A 20359-nucleotide genomic window follows, 5' to 3' on the forward strand; every position below is an offset into this window, starting at 1 on the left:
GCACGATAAATGTTTGGGTGTTCGGGGTCGATTTTCGGCCGGCGTCCGTATTGATTGAATATTTATCTGAATGGACCAAATGGCGAAATGGCGCATAAAGAACGAGACGGAGCGCGTTCGATGTGCAAATTTGGCCCCCTGGAGGTAAATTCATGTACGCGATTCACGCTATCGCTCTTGGCTCCATGATCGCATTGGCCGCTGGCGCCACCTTGGATACCGAGGATACGGATGCGGCATTTCGCCTCACGCCCGTATCCACGAACTTTACGGCGACGGGCTCGACGACATTGAAGCAGGGCTCTATGACGCTCCCGTGCACCGCCCATTTCAGCGGGGCCACGGACGCCGCGGGCGGGGGTGCGGTCACGGGCGCGAATTTCTCCGGAGGATCGATCTGCAGCAGCCTCGGTGCGCGCGGCTTTCCGTGGACCATCACCGCGGATTCGCTCACCCAGGTCACCATTCGAAACGTGACCGTCGCCAGCCTCGCGGGCACCTGCGGCCCCAGCACGGTCACGGCCACCTACGACAGCGCGGCAGGCACCCTCACCTTCAACGACGCGCAACTATCGGGCGGCTGTTCGGTGAGCGGCACCCTCACCACGTCGCCCCCGATCACCATCGCGAGCCCGTAACGTGCTTTACGTTCGCGCGTGAGTGTCCGCGCGTGAGCGTTCGCGCGTAAGTGCTCGCGCGCATTCGAGCATGGCCGCCCTCCCGAGGTCGCTTGGCGAGGGCGGTCGTATTTAATTTTGAAGTTTCAATTAACCATTTTGATGAATACCTAACGTCTGCACGGGTCGCTATCGACCTTCATGCCGTGTAAGCTGTCTTCGCCGGTGCATCCGGTGGGTTGCGGAGCGGTCGGCGATTTCCGAGATTGAATGAGCACCTTGTTCGGAGGAACGACATGGGAACGAAAACGCCGTCACATCGACCCGAGAACGACGGTGGGGCCGATCCAAACTCGATGCGAACGGTCGTTGGTGTTCCGCCCATGGAATCGTCGACCAACGAGGTCCATGCGCTCCCTGCAAAGAAGGTCGACCGACCGCTTCGTGTTCCACGGCCGGCGCCCAAGGTCGATGCGACCGAGCGCACCTCGAAGGTGCCGCGCGAAGATCTCGATGCGCGCGCGCTCGGAGACCATGGCGACGACGATATCGACGAACTCGATGATTGGGCGCCCGCCGAAAAGAACGATGAACGGCCGACCTTGCGCGTGCTCACCCCGGCTCGCCCGCCGCGCATGCCCGACGCGCCCATTCCCTTTTACGAGCCCTTGCGAATGGTCGTTCCTCGGCTGCCCGAGATCGTGACCCCCGAGGTGCCGGCCGTCCAATCGAAATTTTCGGCCACGACCATCCCCGCGCCGTCGTTCTCCACGCCCACGATTCCCATACCTCCCATCCCGGGTCCGCCTGCCACGCCCATCCCCGTGTCGGATATTTCCCCGATGACCCTGTCCGTATCGGGATCGGCTATGCGGACCCTCATGGGGGTCGGAGACCCGCCGGGCGAAGGCGGCGCATGCGACGAACCCGCCATGAACCCTGGCGATGCGCAGATCCCGAGCCCGCTCCGCCCAACGGGTCGCGGCGATTCGACGGTGCGCTCCCTCGTTCGGGTGCGCGAAGGCGTGGGTGCAGCGGTATCGCGTGTTCGCGAAGGGCTCGATGCCGCCGTATCCCATGTTCGCGAAGGGCTCCACGGTGCCGGTGCCGGCGAAGCTCCCTATCCATGGCTCGAGCCTGTATTTGAACGCTGGCCCGCGCTTCACCGCGTCCAGGAGGGCCGGCCGCGGCTCCTTTTGCCGGCGCTCGCCGGGCTGGGGCTTTTGGTGTGGCTCTTTGGCGCGGGCATCTTCATCAAAGGAACGATCGCCTTGGCGACCCGCTCGGGCTCGCCGGACGCGCGCACGGCCGCCGTCGATCCCGGCGCGCGCGGATCGATCCCCGCGCCGGTCGCGGCCGAATCGGCCACCGGTGCGGCGACCGGCGAACCCATCGCGCCGCCGTGCACCGTGACGGGCCAACCCAAATCGATCGCCGCGCAAGCGCAGCTGGTGAGCGGGGTCGAGGCCGCGCCCGGTCTGCGTGGAATCGGCCTGGGCTTTGCGCGTGCACCACGCGAGGCCGTTACCTTGCTGCTCGACCCCGCGGCGCTCACCGTGGATTTGGTTCGCGCGTACAACGCGCTCGATCCCGTCCGGCGCACCACGCCCGTTCTCTCCACGGTGCCCGCGTTCCGGGGGCCGAACACCAAAGCGGATCGCATCACCGCCGCCATCTCCACCGACTCCCGCGACGGCGCCATGGAAGGGCGTCGCACGGCGTTTGGTCCATCGCCCATCGATCTGGGGCTGGCGGCAGGGCACCTGGTTTGGGCGCACCGCGATTCGCTCAAGACCAATGCGCTCTGGGCGCTCGACGGCGATTCGCCCGTGGAGGCCTTGCGCGCCGCTCCTCTGGAGCCCGCGGAGAGCGGTTATGCCATCGCATTTCGCCGCGGTGGGGCCATTTGGACGGGCGTCCTCGCCCGCGCCTCCGGCGATAAAGGCTATTTGGCCCGCGGCGAGCTATTGGAGATCCGCGGCCTTGGCTCGCAAGTCGGCTCCCCATCGATTGCCGTGAGCGGCCATGCGCAAATGATCGTTTGGGCCGACCGTGCAAGCTCCGACGAAGCGTGGAGCTTGCGCTATCGACGCATGGATACGAACCTCGGCCAGGTGCCGGAGCCGGCGAAGATCTTCGAGGTTCCATCCGGCGGTTTGGGGGCGCCGTATATGTCCCCCGCCGTCACCTCGCTGGGCGGCGGCCGCTTTCTCGTGGTGTGGACGGAGGGCCCGGTCTCCGGGCATCAAGTTCGCGCCCAAACCATCGGCGCAGACGGCCGCCCGCAGGGCGCACCTCTGACGATCTCCGCCGAGGGCGCCAATGCCGGCCAGGGACAAGCCGCCGTTTTGGCCGACGGGCGAGGCGCCGTCGCCTATCTGGTCGGCACGAACGGTGGCTTCGAGCTGGTGGCGACGTCCGTCGTTTGTCCGTCGTCGCCAGCTCCTACCCCGTAATGCTATCGATGATTCAGCGTCTCACTGCGGAATGGCGTTCGGGTCCATCCAGAACGCCTCCCAGATGTGGCCGTCCGGATCCAGAAAGCTGCGGTTGTACATGAAGCCGAGGTCCAGCGGATCCTTGGCGGGCTTGGAGCCGAGCGCCAGGGCCTTGGTCACCAGCTCGTCGACCGCCTGACGGCTGTCCACCGAGAACGACGTGATCACCTCGACATTCCCGGCCGTGTCGATGATGGACTTCGACGTGAACTCCTTGAACTTGCTCTCGACGAGAAGCATCACGTAGGCGCCCTCGTTGAGGACCATGCAGGTCGCCGTCTCATCGGTGAACGCCGGATTGAAGACGAACCCGAGCTCGGTGAAAAAGGCCACCGACTTCTTGAGATCTTTGACCGGCAAATTGACGAAAAGTTTTCGGGACATGTTCTTTGCTCCGTGGTTCGAAAATAGGGAAACGAGATGTTGGGCAATCGATGATTGAAACGACGTAACGGAAATGCAGTGCTTGAATGCCGTGTTGAAACGCTGTGTTGAATCGCGCAGTTGCCACCGCCGCCGCGCGGCGAAATGCTTCAGCGCGATTCGACACGTCGTTCGAGATGCGCTTCGAGATGCGCTTCGAGACGTGATTCGAGAAAGCGTACGCTCGACGCCACCACCGCTTCGGGGTTCACGAGGATGGCCGAGTGATCGCTCCCGGGCAGCACGGACAATTGACCGTGCGGGAGCAGCCGAACCGTCTTCGCGGCAGGCTCGGGGAGGACCAGATCGCGATCGCCGATCATGAGCAGGGTAGGGGCTTGGATGGATCGAATATCGCCTTCGGACCATCCCTTGAACTCGAGAAGCAACGTTTTCATCTTGGCGACGACCGCCGGCCATCGCTTGGGGTCGGGTGCCGTTTTCGCATAACCATCTTGGAAGACGCTCGGCACCTGTTCCGGGGACATCTGCTCCCAAATCGTGGGAAGCGAGGGGTCCACGTTGTCGTAGGCGACAGGGGCGAGTGCGACCACGTGATCTACGAGATTCGGGTGGCGCATGGCAATGCGCAAAGCGATGTTGGCGCCCAAACTGAACCCGAAAAAGTCGGCCTTGTCGATTCCGATTCGTTCGAGGAGCGCGGTGGTATCCTGGGCCATTTGCTCATAGGTGAAGGGTCGATCGATGTCGCCCGTGTGACCATGCCCCTGCTGTTCGATGGCGATGACTTGGTGCGTCCGCGCGAGGATGGGGATGACCTTCCCAAGGCACACGTCGATGGTGCAAAAGCCTCCGTGAAGGAGCACCAGCGGCCGACCGGTACCGTACGTCTCGTAATACATCGAGAGCCCGTTCACCGATTCGTAACGCCCATTTTGCGAGGTCTCCGCGGAGCCGCCGGGGCCAGGAGACGGGGGCGAATCGTCGTCCGACGCGCACCCCACGGGGCTCAGCGCCACCAGCGCGGCGACCGTCGCCGCAAAACCGATTTTTACGCGCGCCCCAAAGCGACTTTGGTTCCTCCTGAACATAACCGGTCCTTCCTCGTGCTTTCCGAAGCTTTTGCGGGTGGGTGAGCCGCCTCGATGGCCGCTCACTGTCTCGTCGCCTGGCGCCTCTCGGGATCGACACGGGGGCTCATTTTTTTTGCGGGCGCCGTCTTTGCCGTCGATGTTTGCCCCTCGACCATCCGGACGTACACCTTCTTTGCGATAAGCTATCGGCCCATGGACCTTCTCTCGCAATTAGAATCGGCGGGCTCGAACCTCGATGAAGCGCTGCGCGCCGTCCTTCGGCACTTCCAAGCGCAGATCGGTACGATTCACATCCTCCAGGACGATGGGATGTTGCACCTGGCCGCGAGCACCCCCGGCATCCCCGAGCCGGTGCTGGCCGCGTCGCGCTGCATCCCCGTCGGAAAGGGCATCGCGGGGCTCGCCGTGCAGCGCAAAGCGCCCGTCAATATGTGCAATCTGCAAACAGATACCAGCGGCGACGCGCGGCCGGGCGCGCGGGCCACGGGCGCCATGGGCTCCTTGTGCGTCCCGCTTCTTCGCGGCGAGGACGCGGTGGGCGCCCTGGGCATCGCCGTCTTGGGCGAGCGCACGTTTGGGCCGGAGGACGAAGACGCGTTGCTGGAAGCCGGCAGGGTCCTCGCCCGCCTCGATCACCCGGGCGTGCGCGAAAAGGGCCAGCCCGGCGGCCCGCCGCCGACCTGACCGCGGTGCCGCAAAAACGCATCGGCGAGGACGATGGCCATCATGGCCTCGCCCACCGGCACCGCACGAATCCCGACGCAGGGATCGTGGCGGCCTTTGGTGCGGACATCGACCTCGTCGCCAAATCGATCGACCGAGCGCTGCGGCGTGAGGATCGACGACGTGGGCTTTACGGCAAATCGCGCGATGATGGCCTGTCCGGTCGAGATGCCCCCGAGGATGCCGCCCGCATGGTTCGAGAGAAACTCCGGCGCGCCGCCGTTCGTTTCACCGCCCCCGTGGCGCATTTCGTCGGCGTTGGTTTCGCCCTCGAGCGCGGCCACGGCCATGCCGTCCCCAATCTCCACGCCTTTGACGGCGTTGATGCTCATGAACGCACTGGCGAGCTCCGCGTCGAGCTTGCCGTAAAGGGGCGCGCCCCATCCCGGCGGAACGCCTTCGGCCACCACCTCCACGATGGCACCGCACGACGAGCCGCGCTTGCGCACCTCGTCGAGGTACGTCTCCCAGGCGACCGCCGCATGCGGATCCGGGCAGAAAAAGGGGTTCTCGTCGATGGCGGCGTCGCTCCATCGCTGCCGATCGATCGCGTGCGGACCGAGCTGCACCAGCGCGCCGCGAATGCGCACATGGGCAATGACCTTGCGCGCCACCGCGCCCGCCGCCACCCGCATCGCGGTCTCACGCGCCGACGAGCGACCTCCGCCCCGGTAATCGCGGAGCCCGTACTTGGCGTCGTAGGTGAAATCGGCGTGCCCGGGGCGGTAGCGATCCTTGATCTCCCCGTAGTCTTTGGAGCGCGAGTCCACGTTGTCGATGAGGAGCGCCACCGGCGCGCCGGTCGTGACCCGCGTCCCGCTCTCGTCCTCCATCACGCCGGAGACGATGCGCACGGCATCGGGCTCGCGGCGCTGGGTGGTGAAGCGCGATTGCCCAGGCCGCCGCTTGTCCAGGTACTGCTGGATCTCGGGCTCGGTGAGGGGGATGCGCGGGGGGCAGCCGTCGATCACGCAGCCGATGGTGGGACCATGGCTCTCGCCAAATGTGGTGACTCGGAAAAGGTGCCCAAAGGTGTTGTGCGACATCGAACGGGGCGAAGACTACCGCGACCTGACCGAGCGAGCGATGCCCGCGTGCGCCGGCGTACGCCGAAGTCGCTTCGAGCCTCCCGGGAACCTCAGGAGAAGTCCGTCAGCTCGAACACCTGACGAAGCTCGATTTCGCCCACCCCGTTGCTCGAGGGGGTCCGGCCCGCGTCGATGGGGCAGCGCTTGGCCCACTCGATGGCCTCCTCTTTCGACTTGACCTGAATGAGCCAGAACCCGGCAATGAGCTCGTTCGCGTCCGTGAACGGCCCCTCGACCACCGTCCGCTTCCCCCCCGCGAAGCGGATGAGCGCCCCCTTCGACGTGGCGTGCAGCCCCTCGGCCGCGAGCAGCACGCCCGACTTCATCAGCTCTTCGTTGTATTTTCCCATGGCGCTGAGGAGCTTCTCGCCCGGTGGCAAATCCGCTTCGGCGTTCTTGTCTCCCTTGATCAGCATCATGAATCGCATGGTCGTGTCTCCTTCGGGGAGCAGAGCGCTCCATCCAAATGTCGAGCGACGACCCCTTGGATCGACAATGCGATTGTTTTTTCTCGCGGGCCGAGCCCAGTACACGGCTGAGCTCGGCCCCCCCGAGCGTGCAGGGGCGCGCCCGAGCCCTTGGTGCGGCGCAATTCCTGCGCCGTTACGGGCAGGAGCCGGCGCGCTTCAGCGGGATCCGCGCGCTCTGCTCCGGATGGTGGGCCGCCATGCGAAGCGGGGAGGGCGTTCTCGGGGCGCTGCAGGGAACGCCGAAGGTGGTCTCGGCCAGCGCCAAGGTGGCGCCGAGCGCTCGCGTTCGTGCCAATCGTGCTGGACGCCGGAGTGCGAGCACCTTATTTCTTCATACGCAGATCTCGTGCATTCATTTCGACCGGAATACGATATTCCGGCTGGTGCTTCGAGATCGTTTTAGGTGAGTGCTCGCACTACGCCGCGGAACAGGCGAAAGGGTCGGCCTTGTCCAGCCGCCCCGAGCTCCATGCGCGAACCACGAGGTGCGGCCATGTTCGGCAGAGGCGCGAGCTTCGGCTCTTCGGAGCGCGCTCGAAGATCCCGCTCCGGTACGACCAAGCCATTTTTCGTTAAGGGGTTTTCCCGCGTCCTCGATAAATCGATGTCGAGCGCGGAGAAGGCGCGCATCTGGAAGGGAGGCCGTCACGTCGCAGAGCGCACCGCCTGCTCGGACCATTCAGGCTCGGCCGCCGCGGCGCGCGCCGCGAAGAGCGGGCGGAAGGCAGCGCGATGCGCCCACGCGAGGCTGATTTCCAAGGCAACGAGCAAGATCCCTATGGGCAGGCCGGCGGGCGCGAGGACGCTGTGGAAGAGAAAGATGTTCACGTTGATGGGCGCGAGGATCACGAGGGCCAAGGGCACGAAACGGTTCGAGAGCAGAAGCAAACTGCAAATCACTTCGGTCCCTTTGATCAGTGGGATCATGTAGCCGGTCGTGACCAAGGCCCCGAGGAAGGCCTGGCCGCTGTCCGGTATCGGAGGCGGCGGGATGAACTGCAAGAAGCCGTTCAGCCCGAACACGAAGAAGACGAGCCCCAGAAGAATGCGGAGAGCGGTCGGAAGCCAGCGTTGGATCGGTTTCATATCGTTCCTCGATGTCTTTTGCGCCATAGGGCGCCGCTTAGGTCTTTCCGCGATATGCAGATCGTCCGTTACGAATGTGCACCCGCGGGTGGGGTTGCCGCAATGTCTCGAAAAGTGGCAACATCCGCCAACAAATGATCCAAATGAACGAACCGGTGGAGAGCGCGGAGCTGCTCGCGTTCACCAAGATCGTGGAGGCCAAATCGCTGTCCCGCGCGGCCTCGGAGCTCGGTGTGCCGCGCGCCACCATCGGCCGCCGCCTTTCGCGGCTGGAAGAGCGCTTGGGCACCCGGCTCGTGCGCCGCACGACCCGCAGCCTCACGCTGACCGATGCCGGCGATACCTTTTACCGCCACGCGCGCGTCGCGCTGGACGCCGTCCGCGACGCCGAGGCGAGCATCCGCCGCACCGACGCCACCATCCGCGGCGAGTTGCGGGTGTCGGTGCCGCCCACGACCGAGGAGAGCTTCTTCGCGATGATCGGGGCCTTTGCCAAGGAGCACCCCAATGTGCGTTTGCACGTCCACTTCGCGAGCCGGTTCGTCGATTTGCGGCGCGACGGCTACGACGTGGCCCTCCGCGCGGCGCGGGATATCGAGCCGGGGCTGGTCGCGCGCACTTTGTTGCGCTCCAAGCTCATCGCGGTGGCGTCGCCCGAGTACGTGGCGGAGAAGGGGGCCCCTCGCCGGAAAAGCGATTTGAAGAAACACCGCTGCCTCATGGGCTTTGCACACGGCGATTTGCCGCAGACGCATTGGCCGGTCTCCGGCGGCATGGTTCATGTGGAGGGAGCTTTTTTCTCCAACAATATTCGATTACTGGCCGACGCCGCCCTGCGCGGGCTGGGGATCGCGTTCCTCGATGGCCGCATCTTGCAGCCGTACCTTCAGAGCGGGGCGCTGGTGCAGGTGCTGCCCGGCATCATCGAGGCCAATGTGCGGCTCGCCGTCGTCTATCTGGAGCGGGAGCTCGTTCCCGCGCACGTGCGCGCGTTCGTCAACGCTGTCATCGCGTGGGCCCCCGTGCTGGGCAAAGCAGGGGGGCGTGTGCGTCGATAGTCTACTTTGGCGCCTCGTGCGCTCGGCTCCTTTCGGCCGGGCTCGCGCTGGACGCGCCGGTTTTACAATGTGAACATGTATTTTGGTTCATATTTTGCCACGGGCCTTCCGCGCGCCTCGAATCGGCGCAAACGCGGGTGGCGGCATCGGCCGGAGGGTGGGGTTTTGGTGTTCGCCGAAAGGCGGGCGCGAACAAGGTCGTGGTCTATTTGCAAGGTGGCGGCGGCTGTTGCAGCGGGGCCACCTGCGCGCTTCATGACGCGAACCCGGCCAATCCAGTCAAAGATTGGAACATCGTCTACATTCCATATTGCACGGGCGACGTGCAGGGTGGTGCCAACCCGGACGAACAGGTCTCGGTTCCATCTACGATCACCAAGCCTTCACCGGCTCGAGCCATGTCGCCGCGCACCTCGCGCGCAACGTCCCCGCGTTCCCCGGTCCCCGTTTCTCCTCCTCGACGCGGGCCAGCGGCTATCCGACGCGCAACTCGCCCCGTGCCTCCAAGCGCATTGGCGGAGCGTGTGGAAGCTCGCGTTGCCGGCCGACTGCCCCGAGTGCACGAAGCCCGATGGGGAAAGGCTCATCGACGTCGTCGGCCATCTGGGCAAGAAGTATCCGGACGCGCGCGTGGCCTTTCATTCGCGGCGATCGGGATCTCGCGCTCCGCGGGTTTTCGGGCTACGGGCACGTCGGCACCCCGCGCGCGAACGGATTCCACGCGTCGACCCCGCGGTGCGACCGTGCATCTACGCACGGTCGCACCGTGCATTCCTCAACGCTTTTTGGGGGGCGCAGGCCGTCGCATCTAAAAATCTCATCCGTGTTTGACAGACAACCAAAAGAGGTTAACTCGGATAGCAATGGGGTCTTGAGCCTGGCGCAAGCACAATCCTCACAATGTGAGACGAGTGGGGTTGTGCGCCGAAGAAGTCGAGACGCCGTCGGTACGTGCGTCGCGATCTTCCGCGGGGGGCTCGCTTTCGACGATGGTTGACTGCACACGAAAAGAAGCTGTTCGTATGTGCCACCGCGCTGGATGCCTGGGGAGACTACGTCTTCATCGTCTCGGCGAGGGCCGTGCATGAGTATGGCGAACAAAAAATCGAAGGCCGATCGGGTTCCCACGCCTCCAGGCGGTCAGCGTGCCGCCCGGGTGTTTGCCGTCCCCAGTCTCGAGGACGCCGAGCTGCTCGTCGACGGTTGGTCCGAGCGAACCCTCGACATTCGGGTGGCCGACTCCGGCATCGTCACCAATGAGAGCGATCTCGCGGGCGAAAAATGGGCACGTGCGCGCGCCCACCTCGTCAAGCTCGATGACGACGACGATGTCAACGAGGGCGATCGCATCACGCCCGTGTTCCTGGAGACGGTGACGCCGGTCTTTCCGGAGGCCGAGGTCCGGGAGGTGATCGCCCGCGCCGATGCGTTGGAGCGCAAGGCCGCGCTCGCAAAGCGTTCGCCCAAGCCGCCCGCGCCCGCGCCAAAAGCGATGGCGGTGCCCCCGGTCGTTGCGCCGCCGGTGGTCGCGTCGGGCGCGGTGCGGCCGGTGGCTGTGTCGCCCGCCGGTGTGCCTCCGATGGCCGCGTCGCTGGTGGCCGCGTCGCCGGTGGTGTCGAAGATGGCGGCGGCACCCATGGCGGGCGAGGACGAGGACGCCATGCGCAACATCATCAGCCAGGCGGCGTCGCGCGGTCGTCATGTCACATGGATCGTTTTGGTGGCGATGGTTTTGACGCTGGTGGTCATGGCTGCCACCTTGGGCAAGGCGGCCCACGACATTGCTCCGCGCCGGACCCCGGCGCCGGCCGCAGCACCCACGTGATCGTGCTTCGAGTCGGAAGAATCGGTCATCGTGCCGATGCAGGCTGCGCCTCGTAGAGTTGTTCGGCGCGGCGGAACAAGATCCAGCTGGTGGCGATGTATTTGTCGCCGCCTTTGGGGCGGTTGCCGCGGTGGGTATGGGTGAAGGCCGTGGGGGCGATGAGCAGGGAGCCTGCCTTTGGCCTGATTTTGCGCGACTGATAGAGGAACTCGGTCTCGCCCTCGGTGAAGGAGTCATTCAGGTAGAGGGTCCACAAAAGAACGCGGTGGAGCGTCTCGCCGTGATCGTCGCGTTTGGGATAGAGCTCGCAGTGCCAATAGGGATAACCGCCGACGTCGGATTCGTATTTTTGAAGATTGATATCGCCGGGTCGAAACGCTTTGACGGCCAAGGTCGTCAAAAAGCTCTCATCGGTGGTCGCCAGCTCCTCGGCGCGAACGAGCTGGAGGGCGCCGGTGGCCGGGTTGGGCGTTTTGAAGTGCAGCGGCGCCACGATGGCGTGGGCGAACTTCCGCAAGTAGAGGCGCAGACAGCGAAGGGCGATTTGGTTGAGCATCACCGTGGTGGACGACCACTCGGGCGCGTTGGAAATGGACATGTCCCAGCTGTCCTTCAGCTCGAGATCGACGCCGCCTCCCGTCCGGCCCCGTTGCACGCGCTCGCTGGTTTGGAACTGACGGATGATGTTGGTGCATGTGACCAAATCCAATGCGTTCTCGTAGACCTCGATGAAATCGGGGTGTTCCATGGCTGCTGCTCCGTCTCGAAGGTCGAAGGTCGGAGGGTACGTTGTTTCGCCCTGTCGCCCCCGGAACCCGCAGCGGATCGTGCGCATGTTCCCGCGCCGCTGCAAATTCGCTCGAGATGAACGACGAAACGCTCATGTAACATGATTCGGCCTGGCGGGCGCCGAGAATCGACGACCTCGCCCGAGCGAATGTGTGGTGGTACATCGAACTACCTCGCACCTCATTTGATTGTGCCGTTCGTCCGATCGGCGACGGTATTTGATGCGCGCGCCCATAGAGGATTAGGCGTGACACGTTCGTAAAAAACACATTCCACAATCCCCAATCGAGCCGTCGATAGGAGGAGACCCATGAAACGACTCGGCCTCGGTGCAACGAAGGTATCCATCGTCGCGACCGCTCTTCTTTCATTCGCTCCATTCGCTTTTGCTCCGCTCGTTCTCTTTGCGGGCGGATGCAGCGCTTCCTCCGATGAAAGCTGGGAGTCGCGAGGAGCGGCGCTGGGGCAGGGGGTTCGCCCGGCGATGGAAGATGGGCACGCGCCGGTGTCGGTGCTCGTCTATTTGAAGGGCGCCGCGGATCTCGCGCCGCGCGCGGAGCTGGCATCGGCCTCGAAGGAGGCGCGGATCACGTCCGTTCATGCGCGGTTGGTCGCGCACGCCAAGCGCGCGCAAGGACCGCTGCTCGGCTGGCTCCAGCGTCAGGGCGTATCGTATCGGCGCTTTCATATCGTCAACGCCGTGCTGGTGAACGACGCGAGCCCCGGCTTGGTGCGGCACCTCGCGGCGCGGCCCGATGTGGAGCGGCTCGTGCTCGATCGGCCGGTAGCTTTGAAGCGGGTGCAAAGCCCAGGTTCGGAGAGCCTGTCCCCCGAGGCGATCGGCTCGAACATCACCGCCACCGGCGCGGTCCGTGTTTGGAACGAGCTGCACGTCAAGGGCGCGGGGGTGGTGGTCGCGGGGCAGGACACGGGGGTCGATTGGACGCACCCGGCGCTCCAATCGCATTACCGCGGCTGGGACGGCGCCACCGCCGATCATCGATACAGCTGGCACGACGCCATCCACTCCGGCTCCGGAAACCGATGTGGATACGATCTCGCCGCGCCCTGCGACGACGATCAGCACGGCACGCACACCATGGGGACCATCGTGGGGGACGACGGCGCCGGCAATCAAATTGGAATGGCCCCGGACGCCAAATGGATTGCATGTCGAAATATGGATGCAGGGGTGGGAAAGCCTTCGACATACATCGAGTGCTCGCAATGGTTCCTCGCCCCCTATCCGCAAGGTGGCGATCCCGAGACCCAAGGCGATCCTTCGAAGGCGCCCGACGTGATCAACAACTCATGGGGTTGCCCCTCGTCCGAGGGCTGCGAGGGCGCCGAGATCGTGCCCGTTCTTCGATCGCTGAAGGCGGCCGGCATCGTCTTCGTCGCCTCCGCCGGCAACGATGGTCCCGGCTGCAAGAGCATCCGCGATCAGCCGGCCACCGATGGCCCCGACGCGCTGGTGGTGGGCGCGTACAACCATGGCAACGGCGCCATCGCCTCGTTCTCCAGCCGCGGGCCCTCCACCCTCGATGGAGGCCTGGGGCCCGAGGTCGTCGCGCCGGGGGTGTCCATTCGCTCCGCGGTGCCGGGCGGAAGGTACTCCGGCTCCTTCAGCGGCACGTCGATGGCCGGACCGCACGTCGTGGGCGAGGTGGCGCTCCTCCTATCGGCCGTGCCCGCATTGCGCGGCCAAGTCGACAAAATCACGAGCATCGTCACCGGCACCGCCGCACCGAAGACGTCCACGGAGACATGCGGTGGTGTCAGCGGCTCCAGCGTTCCGAACAACACCTTTGGCTACGGCGTCATCGACGCCTACAAAGCCGTCGGATCGCAGCTCGGGCGCTGAGCGTTGAACGCCAAGCGCCGAGCGCCGAGCGTTGAACGCAGAGCGCCGCGCGTTGAACGCGGAGCGCCGAGCGTTGAACGCAGAGCGCCGAGCGTTGAACGCGGAGCGCCGAGCGTTGAACGCGGAGCGCCGAGCGTTGAACGCGGAGCGCCGAGCGCTGAACGAGCACCGCGCGGGTCACACGCCGGCGGCTTTTTTGATCGCCTGCCGGATTCGGAAATAAGAGCCACACCGGCATACGTTTTCGATGGTGTCGATGTCGGAATCGGTGGGGCGCGGCTTGGATGCGAGCAATGCCGCGGCGGCCATGATTTGACCCGCTTGGCAGAAACCACACTGCGCCACGTCGCAATCGATCCAAGCTTGCTGAACGGGGTGCAGCACCCCATTCGTGGCGAGCCCCTCGATGGTGGTGACCGAGGCGCCGGGCGGCAGATCGCCCATGTTGAGCTGGCACGCGGCAAAGGCGGCGCCGTCGAGGTGGCAGGTGCAGGCGCGGCACACGCCGACCCCGCAGCCGTATTTGGGGCCGGTGATTCCGAGCTTGTCGCGCAGGACCCACAAGAGGGGCATATCGGCGGGGGCCTCGACGGTGACCGATTGGCCGTTGAGCGTAAAGTCGTAGGTCGGCATGGTGGTGGTCCTTACCCGGAGATGGGGAAACGGCGAGGGCTCGTACCGGTGGCACGGGCATAGGCATTGGCCACGGCGGCGGCGGCGGCCGGATAGGCGAGCTCCCCGGCGCCGCCCGGCTCTCCGCTGGGGGGCAGAATGTGCACTTCGAACTCCAATGGCGTGTTGCGCATACGCGCATAGCGAAAGTCCGAAAAGCTCCCCTCGCGGACCGCGCCCTTGTCGATGTGCAAACCCGCTTGCAAGGTCACCGAGATGCCATCGGTGGTCGCGCCCATGAGCTGCGCCTCCAGCCCGCGTGGATTGATGGCGCGGCCCACGTCGGCGGCCACCACGGCTTTCGTCACGCGCGGGCCGTTCGCGGCATCCCGGGTGTCGATCTCCACCAGACAGGCGACGCACGATTTGTACTCTTCGTGAAGGGCCACACCTTGGGCCGTGCCGGGTGGCATCGTCCGGCCCCAGTGGCCTGCGCTGGCCACCTTTGCGAGCACCGCCTTGGCGCGGGATGAGGACAAAGTCGATTTGCGGAACGCCACCGGATCTTTTCCGAGGGCGCGCGCGATCTCGTCGACCATGATCTCGTTGGCCACGGCGACGAAACCCGAATAGACCGATCGCCAGCTGCCGGTGTGCATCTCGAGCGGCACCTCGGACAAAAGCTGCGTAGTCACCCCGAAATTGTAAGGGACGTTCTCGGACAGAAGGAAGAAGAGCTGGTTCGGCACCCCGCCGAGGAGCGTAAAGCCAATGGCGGTCAGCGCCTCGCCCAGGCCGTGGCCCAAATCGGTTTTGACGGCGGCCACCCGGTGCTCGTAGGTGAGCACGGATCCGAGCAGGTGTGTGGCTCGGAGCTTATGATGGCTCGCGGGCCGCATCCGGCCATGCCGGGTGTCGTCGTTGCGGCTCCACATCAACTTGACGGGGCGGCCGATGGCCTTGGACACCTGCGCCGCCTCCAGCGCGGCGTCGAAGAAGAGCCGCCGGCCAAACGAGCCGCCGCCGCGCACCACGTGCACGGTCACGGCGCTCTGGGGCATGCCCAAGGTGGCGGCGATGGTCTGCTGCGCGATGATGGGCGACTTGGACGAGCACCACACGTCGGCTTTTCCGCCCCGCACATCGGCCACGGCGCTGAGCACCTCCATGGGCGCATGGCTGACGAACGCAAAGTCGAACTCCGCGTCGACGTGCAGGCTCAGGACCGGCGGGACGGCGAGCGGGAGGAGGGCGGAGGTGAGCTTACGCGTGATGTCCGCGTCCGAGAGCGCGGCGATGGGGCCATCGTTCCACGTGATGCGAAGCGCGTCGCGCGCCATGAACGCCTGGTGAAAGGTCTCGGCGGTCACCGCGATGCCGGTGGGGATCGGGGTGATGGCGAGGACCCCCGGCATCCCACGCGCGGCCGAAGCATCGAACGAGGCCACCGTTCCCTTGATGGTCGGGGGCCGCGCGACCACCGTGGGCATCGCGCCCGGAACGTCCAGGTCCATCGTGTACTTGGCGTTGCCGGTGACGATCTCACGCGCGTCGATGCGCGTGGTGGGCTCGCCAATCACCGTGAACTTGGACGGATCCTTGGGCGCCGGCGAAATGGCGGGCAGCACGATCCGCGAGGCCGCCGCGGAGAGGGAGCCGTAGGTGGCGCGGCGCCCATCGGGCGCGATGACCGAGGTGTCCTTGGTGGTGAGCTTGTCCGCCGGCACCTTGAAGAGCTGCGCGGCGGCCGTGACCAAGCGCGCGCGGGCCGCGGCCGCGGTGGCCCGGATGGGGGTGTAGAGCGAGCGCACCGAGTTGGAGCCTGCGGTGAGCTGGTTGAAGAGGATCTCCGGTTCGGCGTCGCAGAGCGCCACCTCGACGTCGGCCAAGCGCGCGTCCAGCTCCTCGGCCACCAACATGGCGGCCGTGGTGGTGATCCCTTGGCCGACCTCGGCCCGCGGCAAGCGGAGCGCGATGCGGTTGTCGGGTTTCACCTCCAGGGCCAGGTTCCACACGGTGAGCGCTCCGGCGAGGATCAAGGCATCGCCAAGGTCGACGATGTCGGGGATCCCGAGCGGCGCTTGCGATGCACCGGCGGTCTCCGCGGGCAGGGGCGCATCGAGCTGCTCCGAGCGACAGGCCACCGTCAGAATGGGCGCCGCGATCAGGTATGTCAGAAAACGTCGGCGTCCGAGGCCCGCGTCCGTGGGAACATCCACCTCGACGGCCGATTCGTTGCGCAACCGATCGCCGCTCGGATCTTTCTGCATGACTCACCGCCCCTCGATGGAGTGAAATACGAATGGCCGTTTTGCGACTGTACATCAAGGGTATACACTTGTATCGATTTTGAAGTGACGCGTAATGTCATGAACCCGCGAGCGTTCAGCCTCAGGACCGATTCATGAGCACGACCGAATCATGAGCTCCGCGCATAAAAGCCGCGCCGTTCATGCCGTGATCCTGGCGGCGGGCGGCTCGCGCCGTTTGGGACGTCCCAAGCAGCTCGTGGAGCTCGGGGGTGTAAGCCTTTTGCGCAGGGCGGTCGATGTCGCGCAGGCGGCGGACGTGGCCTCGGTGACCGTGGTGCTCGGGGCGCGCGAGGAGGACATGGTGGCGGAGCTCTCGGGGCTCTCGGTTCGGGCGGTGCACAATCCGGATTGGGAGGCCGGCATGGGCTCGTCCATCCGTTGCGGTGCGCGCGCGCTGGGCCCGCTCGCCGAGGACGAAGCGATGCTCTTTTTGCTGTGCGATCAGCTGCGGCTGACGACGGCGCACCTCGACGCCATGGTGGCGACCTTTCGCGCGAGCGAGGCGCGCGCCATCATCGTGGCCAGCGGTTACGCGGGGACGGCGGGGGTGCCCGTGCTCTTTTCCACGGCGTTCGTGGAGGAGCTCACGCACCTGGCCGATTCGGAGGGCGGCAAGCACCTGCTCGCGCGGCACGCGCCGCATGTTCGGGTGGTACCGCTGCCAGATGGCGAGCGCGATCTCGACACGGCCGAGGATCTGCGCCTCCTTCGCGCCCGCGCAAACGAAGACGATTAACGATCGCGCGCCGCGCCGTCCGCGATGCGCCCTCGCGATGGCCGATCCGCGATACGGCGTTCCGCGATACGCCGTCCCGCGATGCGGCTCCCGCGATGCGGCGCCCCGCGATGCGCCATCTCGCGATGCGGCGTTCCGCGATGCGCCGTTCTGCGATACGGCGTCCCGCGATGCGCCATCTCGCGATGCGCCGTTCTGCGATGCGGTGTTCCGCGATGCGCCATCCCGCGATGCGCCATCCCGTGATGCGCCATCCCGCGACGCGGCGTTCTGCGATAGGTCGACGTTAGCCTCGGCGCGATAGTGGCTGCCCGGTCCATCGTTCGTCGACGATGACCGAGGAGATCGTGTAGATGCACACACTATCGCCCCGCCGAAAGCACGTGGGCTGCGAGACCAACGAAGGCGCCCCCACGGCGGCCAGCGCGGCCTTGAGGATCCCTTGCTCCATGATGCAGTGGTGCGGTGTGTTCTTCTCCAGCTCCGCGTGCCCCGGCTCGAAGCGCAGCACCTTCCAGCCGCCGATGCCCGTACCACGGTTGGCGTGCCGGTACATATCGTTGAGGCCATGGATGATGTGATGGGCCGATGTGGCCGAGGCCAGCACCCGCTTCTCGTGCGAGAGCGTAAAGACCATGCGTCCCATTCGGAGCAGCCCGTAGTACCCCACGCGGTCGTCGAGCTTCTCCATCAGCTCCAGGAGCCATTCGATCGGATACCACCGCTCCGGTCGCACATCCGAGAGGCGTCGCACCTCGTCTCCGCCCAGCACCTGCTCCGGCAGCGAGAGCGTGCGCAATACGGAAATGATGTCCGAACCGAGCGTCTCGTGATTCGTACTGGTGTATCCCCGGGGGCGGCGCCCTGAATGATGAAGCGACAACCCCGCGAAGGATAAAGCAGATCCGCTCGTTCGAAAAGCCGGGGCCGCCGTCGTGTCGAGAACGGTAGTTACATAGGTGGTTATCAGCTGCGTGCTGCGCGCAGCTTGGCCGTGTCTACGGCTGGGCTATCGCCAAAGAAACGCTTGAACTCACGGCTGAACTGGGAGGCGCTCTCGTATCCGACATGGCGCGCCGCCACGCTGGCGTTGAGCCCCTCTTGCACCATCAGCAGCCGCGCTTTGTGCAGCCGGATGCTTTTGAGGTACTGGAGCGGGGAGCTCGAGGTGACCGCCCGAAAATGATGATGGAATGTCGAGTGGCTCATTCCGGCCTCGCGCGCCAGTGTCTCCACGTCGAGGTTATCCGAGTACTCCGCGTGAATCCGGCGCAGCACCTTGCTGATCTGCCCAAGGTGACTATGCCGGCTGGCCAGCGCCCGCAGCGCACCGCCACTCTGCTCGCCGCAGAGAACACGATACGTCATCTCGCGCACGATGGACCGACCGAGCACCCGGCGATCGGTCGGTGAGCGAAGGCACTCCAGGAGGCGCACGAGGGCGTCCGAGAGCTCGTCGGTCATGGGGTTCGCATAGATCCCGTGCGCCGTTTCGCCCGCGGGTGGGGTGTCGTCCATTTCCAGGAGCAGCTCGCCCAGCGTGGCGGGATCCACGTGCAAGGAGATCCCGAGCAGCGGCTCGGCGGGCGAGGCGAACGTCTCGCACTCGAAGGGGAGCGGCACCGACAGGACCAGATAATTGTCCGCGTCGTACGTGTACACCTGATCGCCGAGGTAGCCTCTCTTCTGCCCTTGGGCGAGGATCACGATGCTCGGCTCGTAGACGGTGGGCGATCGCGGCAGCGACTCGAACGCGGAGACGATGCCCACGCCGTCCAGACCCGAAGGTCTCATTCCGCAGGACCTCGGTTCATCCCCTCGGGCGACGCACGCGGCGTTGGCGAGCTCCTTCAAGAGCGAGGTCACCCGTTCCCTCGCAGCGATCCAGTGGCTCATCGGGTCATCTTCTCCCTCGCGGACCGAGAGGTCGCATTGCAGAAATGTATTAGGAAAACACTCGAACTTCCACGAAAGATGTGGGGCCTCGGAGGATTGGGCAAGGCTTCCGCACGATCGTGCATTGAGGGGCTCGCGGCGATCCCTTATCTGATCAACTGCCGATCCGACGAAGGGTCACCGCCGCGAGGGCGCGGCCCCAGCTCGGTCGGATGGGTGATCGTGCATCGCTCGAAGGGAGATGATTCGTGAGCAAGACGTCAAGCTACGCAGCACAAAGTGCAACTTCTCCGCTGGCCCCGTTTTCGATCGAGCGCCGCGAGCCCGGTCCGCGGGACATCGAGATCGAGGTTCTTTATTGCGGTGTGTGCCACTCCGATTTGCACATGGTGCGCAACGAGTGGAAGAGCAGCCTGTACCCGGTGGTACCGGGGCACGAGATCGTGGGAAGGGTGAGCCGGGTCGGTGCCGAGGTCAAAAATTTCAAGGCCGGGGATCTGGCGGCCGCGGGCTGCCTGGTGGACTCGTGCCGAACCTGCCCGAGCTGCAAAGAGGGGCTCGAGCAGTATTGCGAGGGCACCTTTACCCTCACCTACGGTAGCCCCGACAAGGACTTCCCCGGCAAATCGACCTACGGTGGCTATTCGGGAAAGATCGTGATCGACCAGGACTTCGTCCTTCACGTGCCGAGCAACCTGGACCTGGCGGGCACCGCGCCGCTTTTGTGCGCGGGTATTACCTTGTATTCGCCGCTCCGGCATTGGAAGGCGGGCCCGGGCAAGAAGGTCGGTATCGTGGGCCTTGGCGGGTTGGGCCATATGGGGGTGAAGTTTGCGCACGCGTTCGGCGCCCAGACGGTGCTGTTCACCACCTCGGCCAGCAAAATCGAAGACGGCAAGCGCCTGGGGGCCGACGAGGTCGTCGTATCCAAGAACGCGAGCGAGATGCGCAAGCACACCGAGAGCTTCGATCTCATCGTGAACACCGTGGCCGTGTCGCACGATCTGGACCCATTTACGACCTTGCTCAAACGCGATGGCACCTTGTGCCTGGTGGGCGCCCCGGAGCACCCGCACCCGTCGCCGAACATCTCGAACATCATCTTCAAGCGCCGCCAGATCGCCGGCTCGCTCATCGGCGGCATCCGCGAGACGCAAGAGATGCTCGACTTTTGCGGCAAGCACGGGATCACCTCCGACGTCGAGGTGATCCCGATCCAAAAAATCAACGAGGCCTACGAGCGCATGCTGCGCAGCGACGTTCGCTACCGCTTCGTGATCGACAACGCGTCGCTGTCGGCGAGCTAG

The 20359-nt window shown here is 65.3% G+C and carries 19 protein-coding genes; 8 read left to right on the forward strand and 11 right to left on the reverse strand.

The annotated features are described in order from the left end of the window. The first annotated feature begins 185 nt into the window (after positions 1-185). Positions 186-638, forward strand: a complete 453-nt coding sequence (locus LZC94_10785; GenBank protein WXB17736.1) for a hypothetical protein — start codon at positions 186-188, stop codon at positions 636-638. A gap of 362 nt (positions 639-1000) precedes the next feature. Beyond that, on the forward strand, positions 1001-3073 hold the full coding sequence (locus LZC94_10790) for a hypothetical protein (protein ID WXB17737.1): 2073 nt from the start codon (positions 1001-1003) through the stop codon (positions 3071-3073). A 21-nt stretch (positions 3074-3094) separates the two neighbouring features. Here the strand turns inward: LZC94_10790 and LZC94_10795 are convergent, their stop codons facing one another. Together LZC94_10795 and LZC94_10800 are read right to left on the reverse strand one after the other, a co-directional pair. Next, entirely contained in the window at positions 3095-3499 is a 405-nt protein-coding gene (locus tag LZC94_10795) for a glyoxalase (protein ID WXB17738.1), read from the reverse strand. A 149-nt stretch (positions 3500-3648) separates the two neighbouring features. Next, entirely contained in the window at positions 3649-4590 is a 942-nt protein-coding gene (locus LZC94_10800) for an alpha/beta hydrolase (protein ID WXB17739.1), read from the reverse strand. 54 nt (positions 4591-4644) lie between these two features. On the opposite strand from LZC94_10800, the gene LZC94_10805 reads away from it, so the two are divergent. Then, positions 4645-5277, forward strand: coding sequence for a GAF domain-containing protein (locus LZC94_10805; GenBank protein ID WXB17740.1), 633 nt, complete (start codon positions 4645-4647; stop codon positions 5275-5277). On the opposite strand, the gene aroC is transcribed toward LZC94_10805, so the two are convergent. The 4 genes from aroC to LZC94_10825 all read right to left on the reverse strand — a co-directional run bounded on the left by aroC (position 5226) and on the right by LZC94_10825 (position 7960). Beyond that, positions 5226-6362, reverse strand: a complete 1137-nt coding sequence (gene aroC / locus LZC94_10810) for a chorismate synthase (GenBank protein WXB17741.1) — start codon at positions 6360-6362, stop codon at positions 5226-5228. The genes LZC94_10805 and aroC overlap by 52 nt on opposite strands. Before the next feature lie 92 nt (positions 6363-6454). Beyond that, complete coding sequence (locus LZC94_10815; protein ID WXB17742.1) at positions 6455-6832, reverse strand: YciI family protein; 378 nt, start codon at positions 6830-6832, stop codon at positions 6455-6457. A gap of 175 nt (positions 6833-7007) precedes the next feature. Continuing rightward, the gene (locus tag LZC94_10820; protein ID WXB17743.1) at positions 7008-7169 is read right to left on the reverse strand and encodes a hypothetical protein; all 162 of its coding nucleotides are present in this window, start codon (positions 7167-7169) and stop codon (positions 7008-7010) included. Positions 7170-7519: 350 nt separating this feature from the next. Continuing rightward, a complete protein-coding gene (locus LZC94_10825; GenBank protein ID WXB17744.1) occupies positions 7520-7960 on the reverse strand; it encodes a DoxX family membrane protein in 441 nt (146 codons plus the stop codon). A gap of 143 nt (positions 7961-8103) precedes the next feature. Between LZC94_10825 and LZC94_10830 the strand changes: the two genes are divergently transcribed. Together LZC94_10830 and LZC94_10835 are read left to right on the forward strand one after the other, a co-directional pair. Continuing rightward, positions 8104-9018 carry a LysR family transcriptional regulator gene (locus LZC94_10830; GenBank protein WXB17745.1) on the forward strand — a complete coding sequence of 305 codons (915 nt, stop codon included), beginning with the start codon at positions 8104-8106 and terminating at the stop codon, positions 9016-9018. A gap of 1084 nt (positions 9019-10102) precedes the next feature. Beyond that, on the forward strand, positions 10103-10843 hold the full coding sequence (locus LZC94_10835; protein ID WXB17746.1) for a hypothetical protein: 741 nt from the start codon (positions 10103-10105) through the stop codon (positions 10841-10843). A 25-nt stretch (positions 10844-10868) separates the two neighbouring features. On the opposite strand, the gene LZC94_10840 is transcribed toward LZC94_10835, so the two are convergent. Further along, positions 10869-11591 (reverse strand): 2OG-Fe(II) oxygenase, encoded by a 723-nt coding sequence (locus LZC94_10840; GenBank protein ID WXB17747.1) that lies wholly within the window; start codon positions 11589-11591, stop codon positions 10869-10871. 351 nt (positions 11592-11942) lie between these two features. Here LZC94_10840 and LZC94_10845 point away from each other — a divergent pair, with 351 nt between their 5' ends. Continuing rightward, positions 11943-13496 (forward strand): S8 family serine peptidase, encoded by a 1554-nt coding sequence (locus LZC94_10845; protein WXB17748.1) that lies wholly within the window; start codon positions 11943-11945, stop codon positions 13494-13496. A gap of 177 nt (positions 13497-13673) precedes the next feature. Here LZC94_10845 and LZC94_10850 read toward each other — a convergent pair whose 3' ends face one another. Beyond that, positions 13674-14129: a (2Fe-2S)-binding protein gene (locus LZC94_10850; protein ID WXB17749.1), complete on the reverse strand. Its 456-nt coding sequence runs from the start codon at positions 14127-14129 to the stop codon at positions 13674-13676. Between the two features lie 11 nt (positions 14130-14140). Then, positions 14141-16378, reverse strand: coding sequence for a molybdopterin-dependent oxidoreductase (locus LZC94_10855; GenBank protein WXB17750.1), 2238 nt, complete (start codon positions 16376-16378; stop codon positions 14141-14143). 151 nt (positions 16379-16529) lie between these two features. On the opposite strand from LZC94_10855, the gene LZC94_10860 reads away from it, so the two are divergent. Continuing rightward, positions 16530-17156 carry a nucleotidyltransferase family protein gene (locus LZC94_10860; protein ID WXB17751.1) on the forward strand — a complete coding sequence of 209 codons (627 nt, stop codon included), beginning with the start codon at positions 16530-16532 and terminating at the stop codon, positions 17154-17156. A gap of 286 nt (positions 17157-17442) precedes the next feature. On the opposite strand, the gene LZC94_10865 is transcribed toward LZC94_10860, so the two are convergent. Together LZC94_10865 and LZC94_10870 are read right to left on the reverse strand one after the other, a co-directional pair. Continuing rightward, positions 17443-17955 (reverse strand): hypothetical protein, encoded by a 513-nt coding sequence (locus LZC94_10865; GenBank protein ID WXB17752.1) that lies wholly within the window; start codon positions 17953-17955, stop codon positions 17443-17445. Positions 17956-18122: 167 nt separating this feature from the next. Further along, positions 18123-19052 carry an AraC family transcriptional regulator gene (locus tag LZC94_10870; GenBank protein ID WXB17753.1) on the reverse strand — a complete coding sequence of 310 codons (930 nt, stop codon included), beginning with the start codon at positions 19050-19052 and terminating at the stop codon, positions 18123-18125. Positions 19053-19300: 248 nt separating this feature from the next. Here LZC94_10870 and LZC94_10875 point away from each other — a divergent pair, with 248 nt between their 5' ends. After that, positions 19301-20359, forward strand: a complete 1059-nt coding sequence (locus LZC94_10875; GenBank protein ID WXB17754.1) for an NAD(P)-dependent alcohol dehydrogenase — start codon at positions 19301-19303, stop codon at positions 20357-20359.

It is taken from the genome of Sorangiineae bacterium MSr11954, from assembly GCA_037157815.1.
GTDB lineage: Bacteria > Myxococcota_A > Polyangia > Polyangiales > Polyangiaceae > Pendulispora > Pendulispora albinea.

What these genes read in the sequence shown, in the direction of transcription:
- LZC94_10850 (WXB17749.1), bottom strand. Translation starts at nt 14,129, where the DNA reads ATGCCGACCTACGACTTTACGCTCAACGGCCAATCGGTCACCGTCGAG.
- LZC94_10855 (WXB17750.1), bottom strand. Translation starts at nt 16,378, where the DNA reads ATGCAGAAAGATCCGAGCGGCGATCGGTTGCGCAACGAATCGGCCGTC.
- LZC94_10790 (WXB17737.1), top strand. Translation starts at nt 1,001, where the DNA reads ATGGAATCGTCGACCAACGAGGTCCATGCGCTCCCTGCAAAGAAGGTC.
- LZC94_10815 (WXB17742.1), bottom strand. Translation starts at nt 6,832, where the DNA reads ATGCGATTCATGATGCTGATCAAGGGAGACAAGAACGCCGAAGCGGAT.
- LZC94_10825 (WXB17744.1), bottom strand. Translation starts at nt 7,960, where the DNA reads ATGAAACCGATCCAACGCTGGCTTCCGACCGCTCTCCGCATTCTTCTG.
- aroC (WXB17741.1), bottom strand. Translation starts at nt 6,362, where the DNA reads ATGTCGCACAACACCTTTGGGCACCTTTTCCGAGTCACCACATTTGGC.
- LZC94_10785 (WXB17736.1), top strand. Translation starts at nt 186, where the DNA reads ATGATCGCATTGGCCGCTGGCGCCACCTTGGATACCGAGGATACGGAT.
- LZC94_10845 (WXB17748.1), top strand. Translation starts at nt 11,943, where the DNA reads ATGAAACGACTCGGCCTCGGTGCAACGAAGGTATCCATCGTCGCGACC.
- LZC94_10800 (WXB17739.1), bottom strand. Translation starts at nt 4,590, where the DNA reads ATGTTCAGGAGGAACCAAAGTCGCTTTGGGGCGCGCGTAAAAATCGGT.
- LZC94_10860 (WXB17751.1), top strand. Translation starts at nt 16,530, where the DNA reads ATGAGCTCCGCGCATAAAAGCCGCGCCGTTCATGCCGTGATCCTGGCG.
- LZC94_10835 (WXB17746.1), top strand. Translation starts at nt 10,103, where the DNA reads ATGAGTATGGCGAACAAAAAATCGAAGGCCGATCGGGTTCCCACGCCT.
- LZC94_10840 (WXB17747.1), bottom strand. Translation starts at nt 11,591, where the DNA reads ATGGAACACCCCGATTTCATCGAGGTCTACGAGAACGCATTGGATTTG.
- LZC94_10830 (WXB17745.1), top strand. Translation starts at nt 8,104, where the DNA reads ATGAACGAACCGGTGGAGAGCGCGGAGCTGCTCGCGTTCACCAAGATC.
- LZC94_10805 (WXB17740.1), top strand. Translation starts at nt 4,645, where the DNA reads ATGGCCGCTCACTGTCTCGTCGCCTGGCGCCTCTCGGGATCGACACGG.
- LZC94_10870 (WXB17753.1), bottom strand. Translation starts at nt 19,052, where the DNA reads ATGAGCCACTGGATCGCTGCGAGGGAACGGGTGACCTCGCTCTTGAAG.
- LZC94_10795 (WXB17738.1), bottom strand. Translation starts at nt 3,499, where the DNA reads ATGTCCCGAAAACTTTTCGTCAATTTGCCGGTCAAAGATCTCAAGAAG.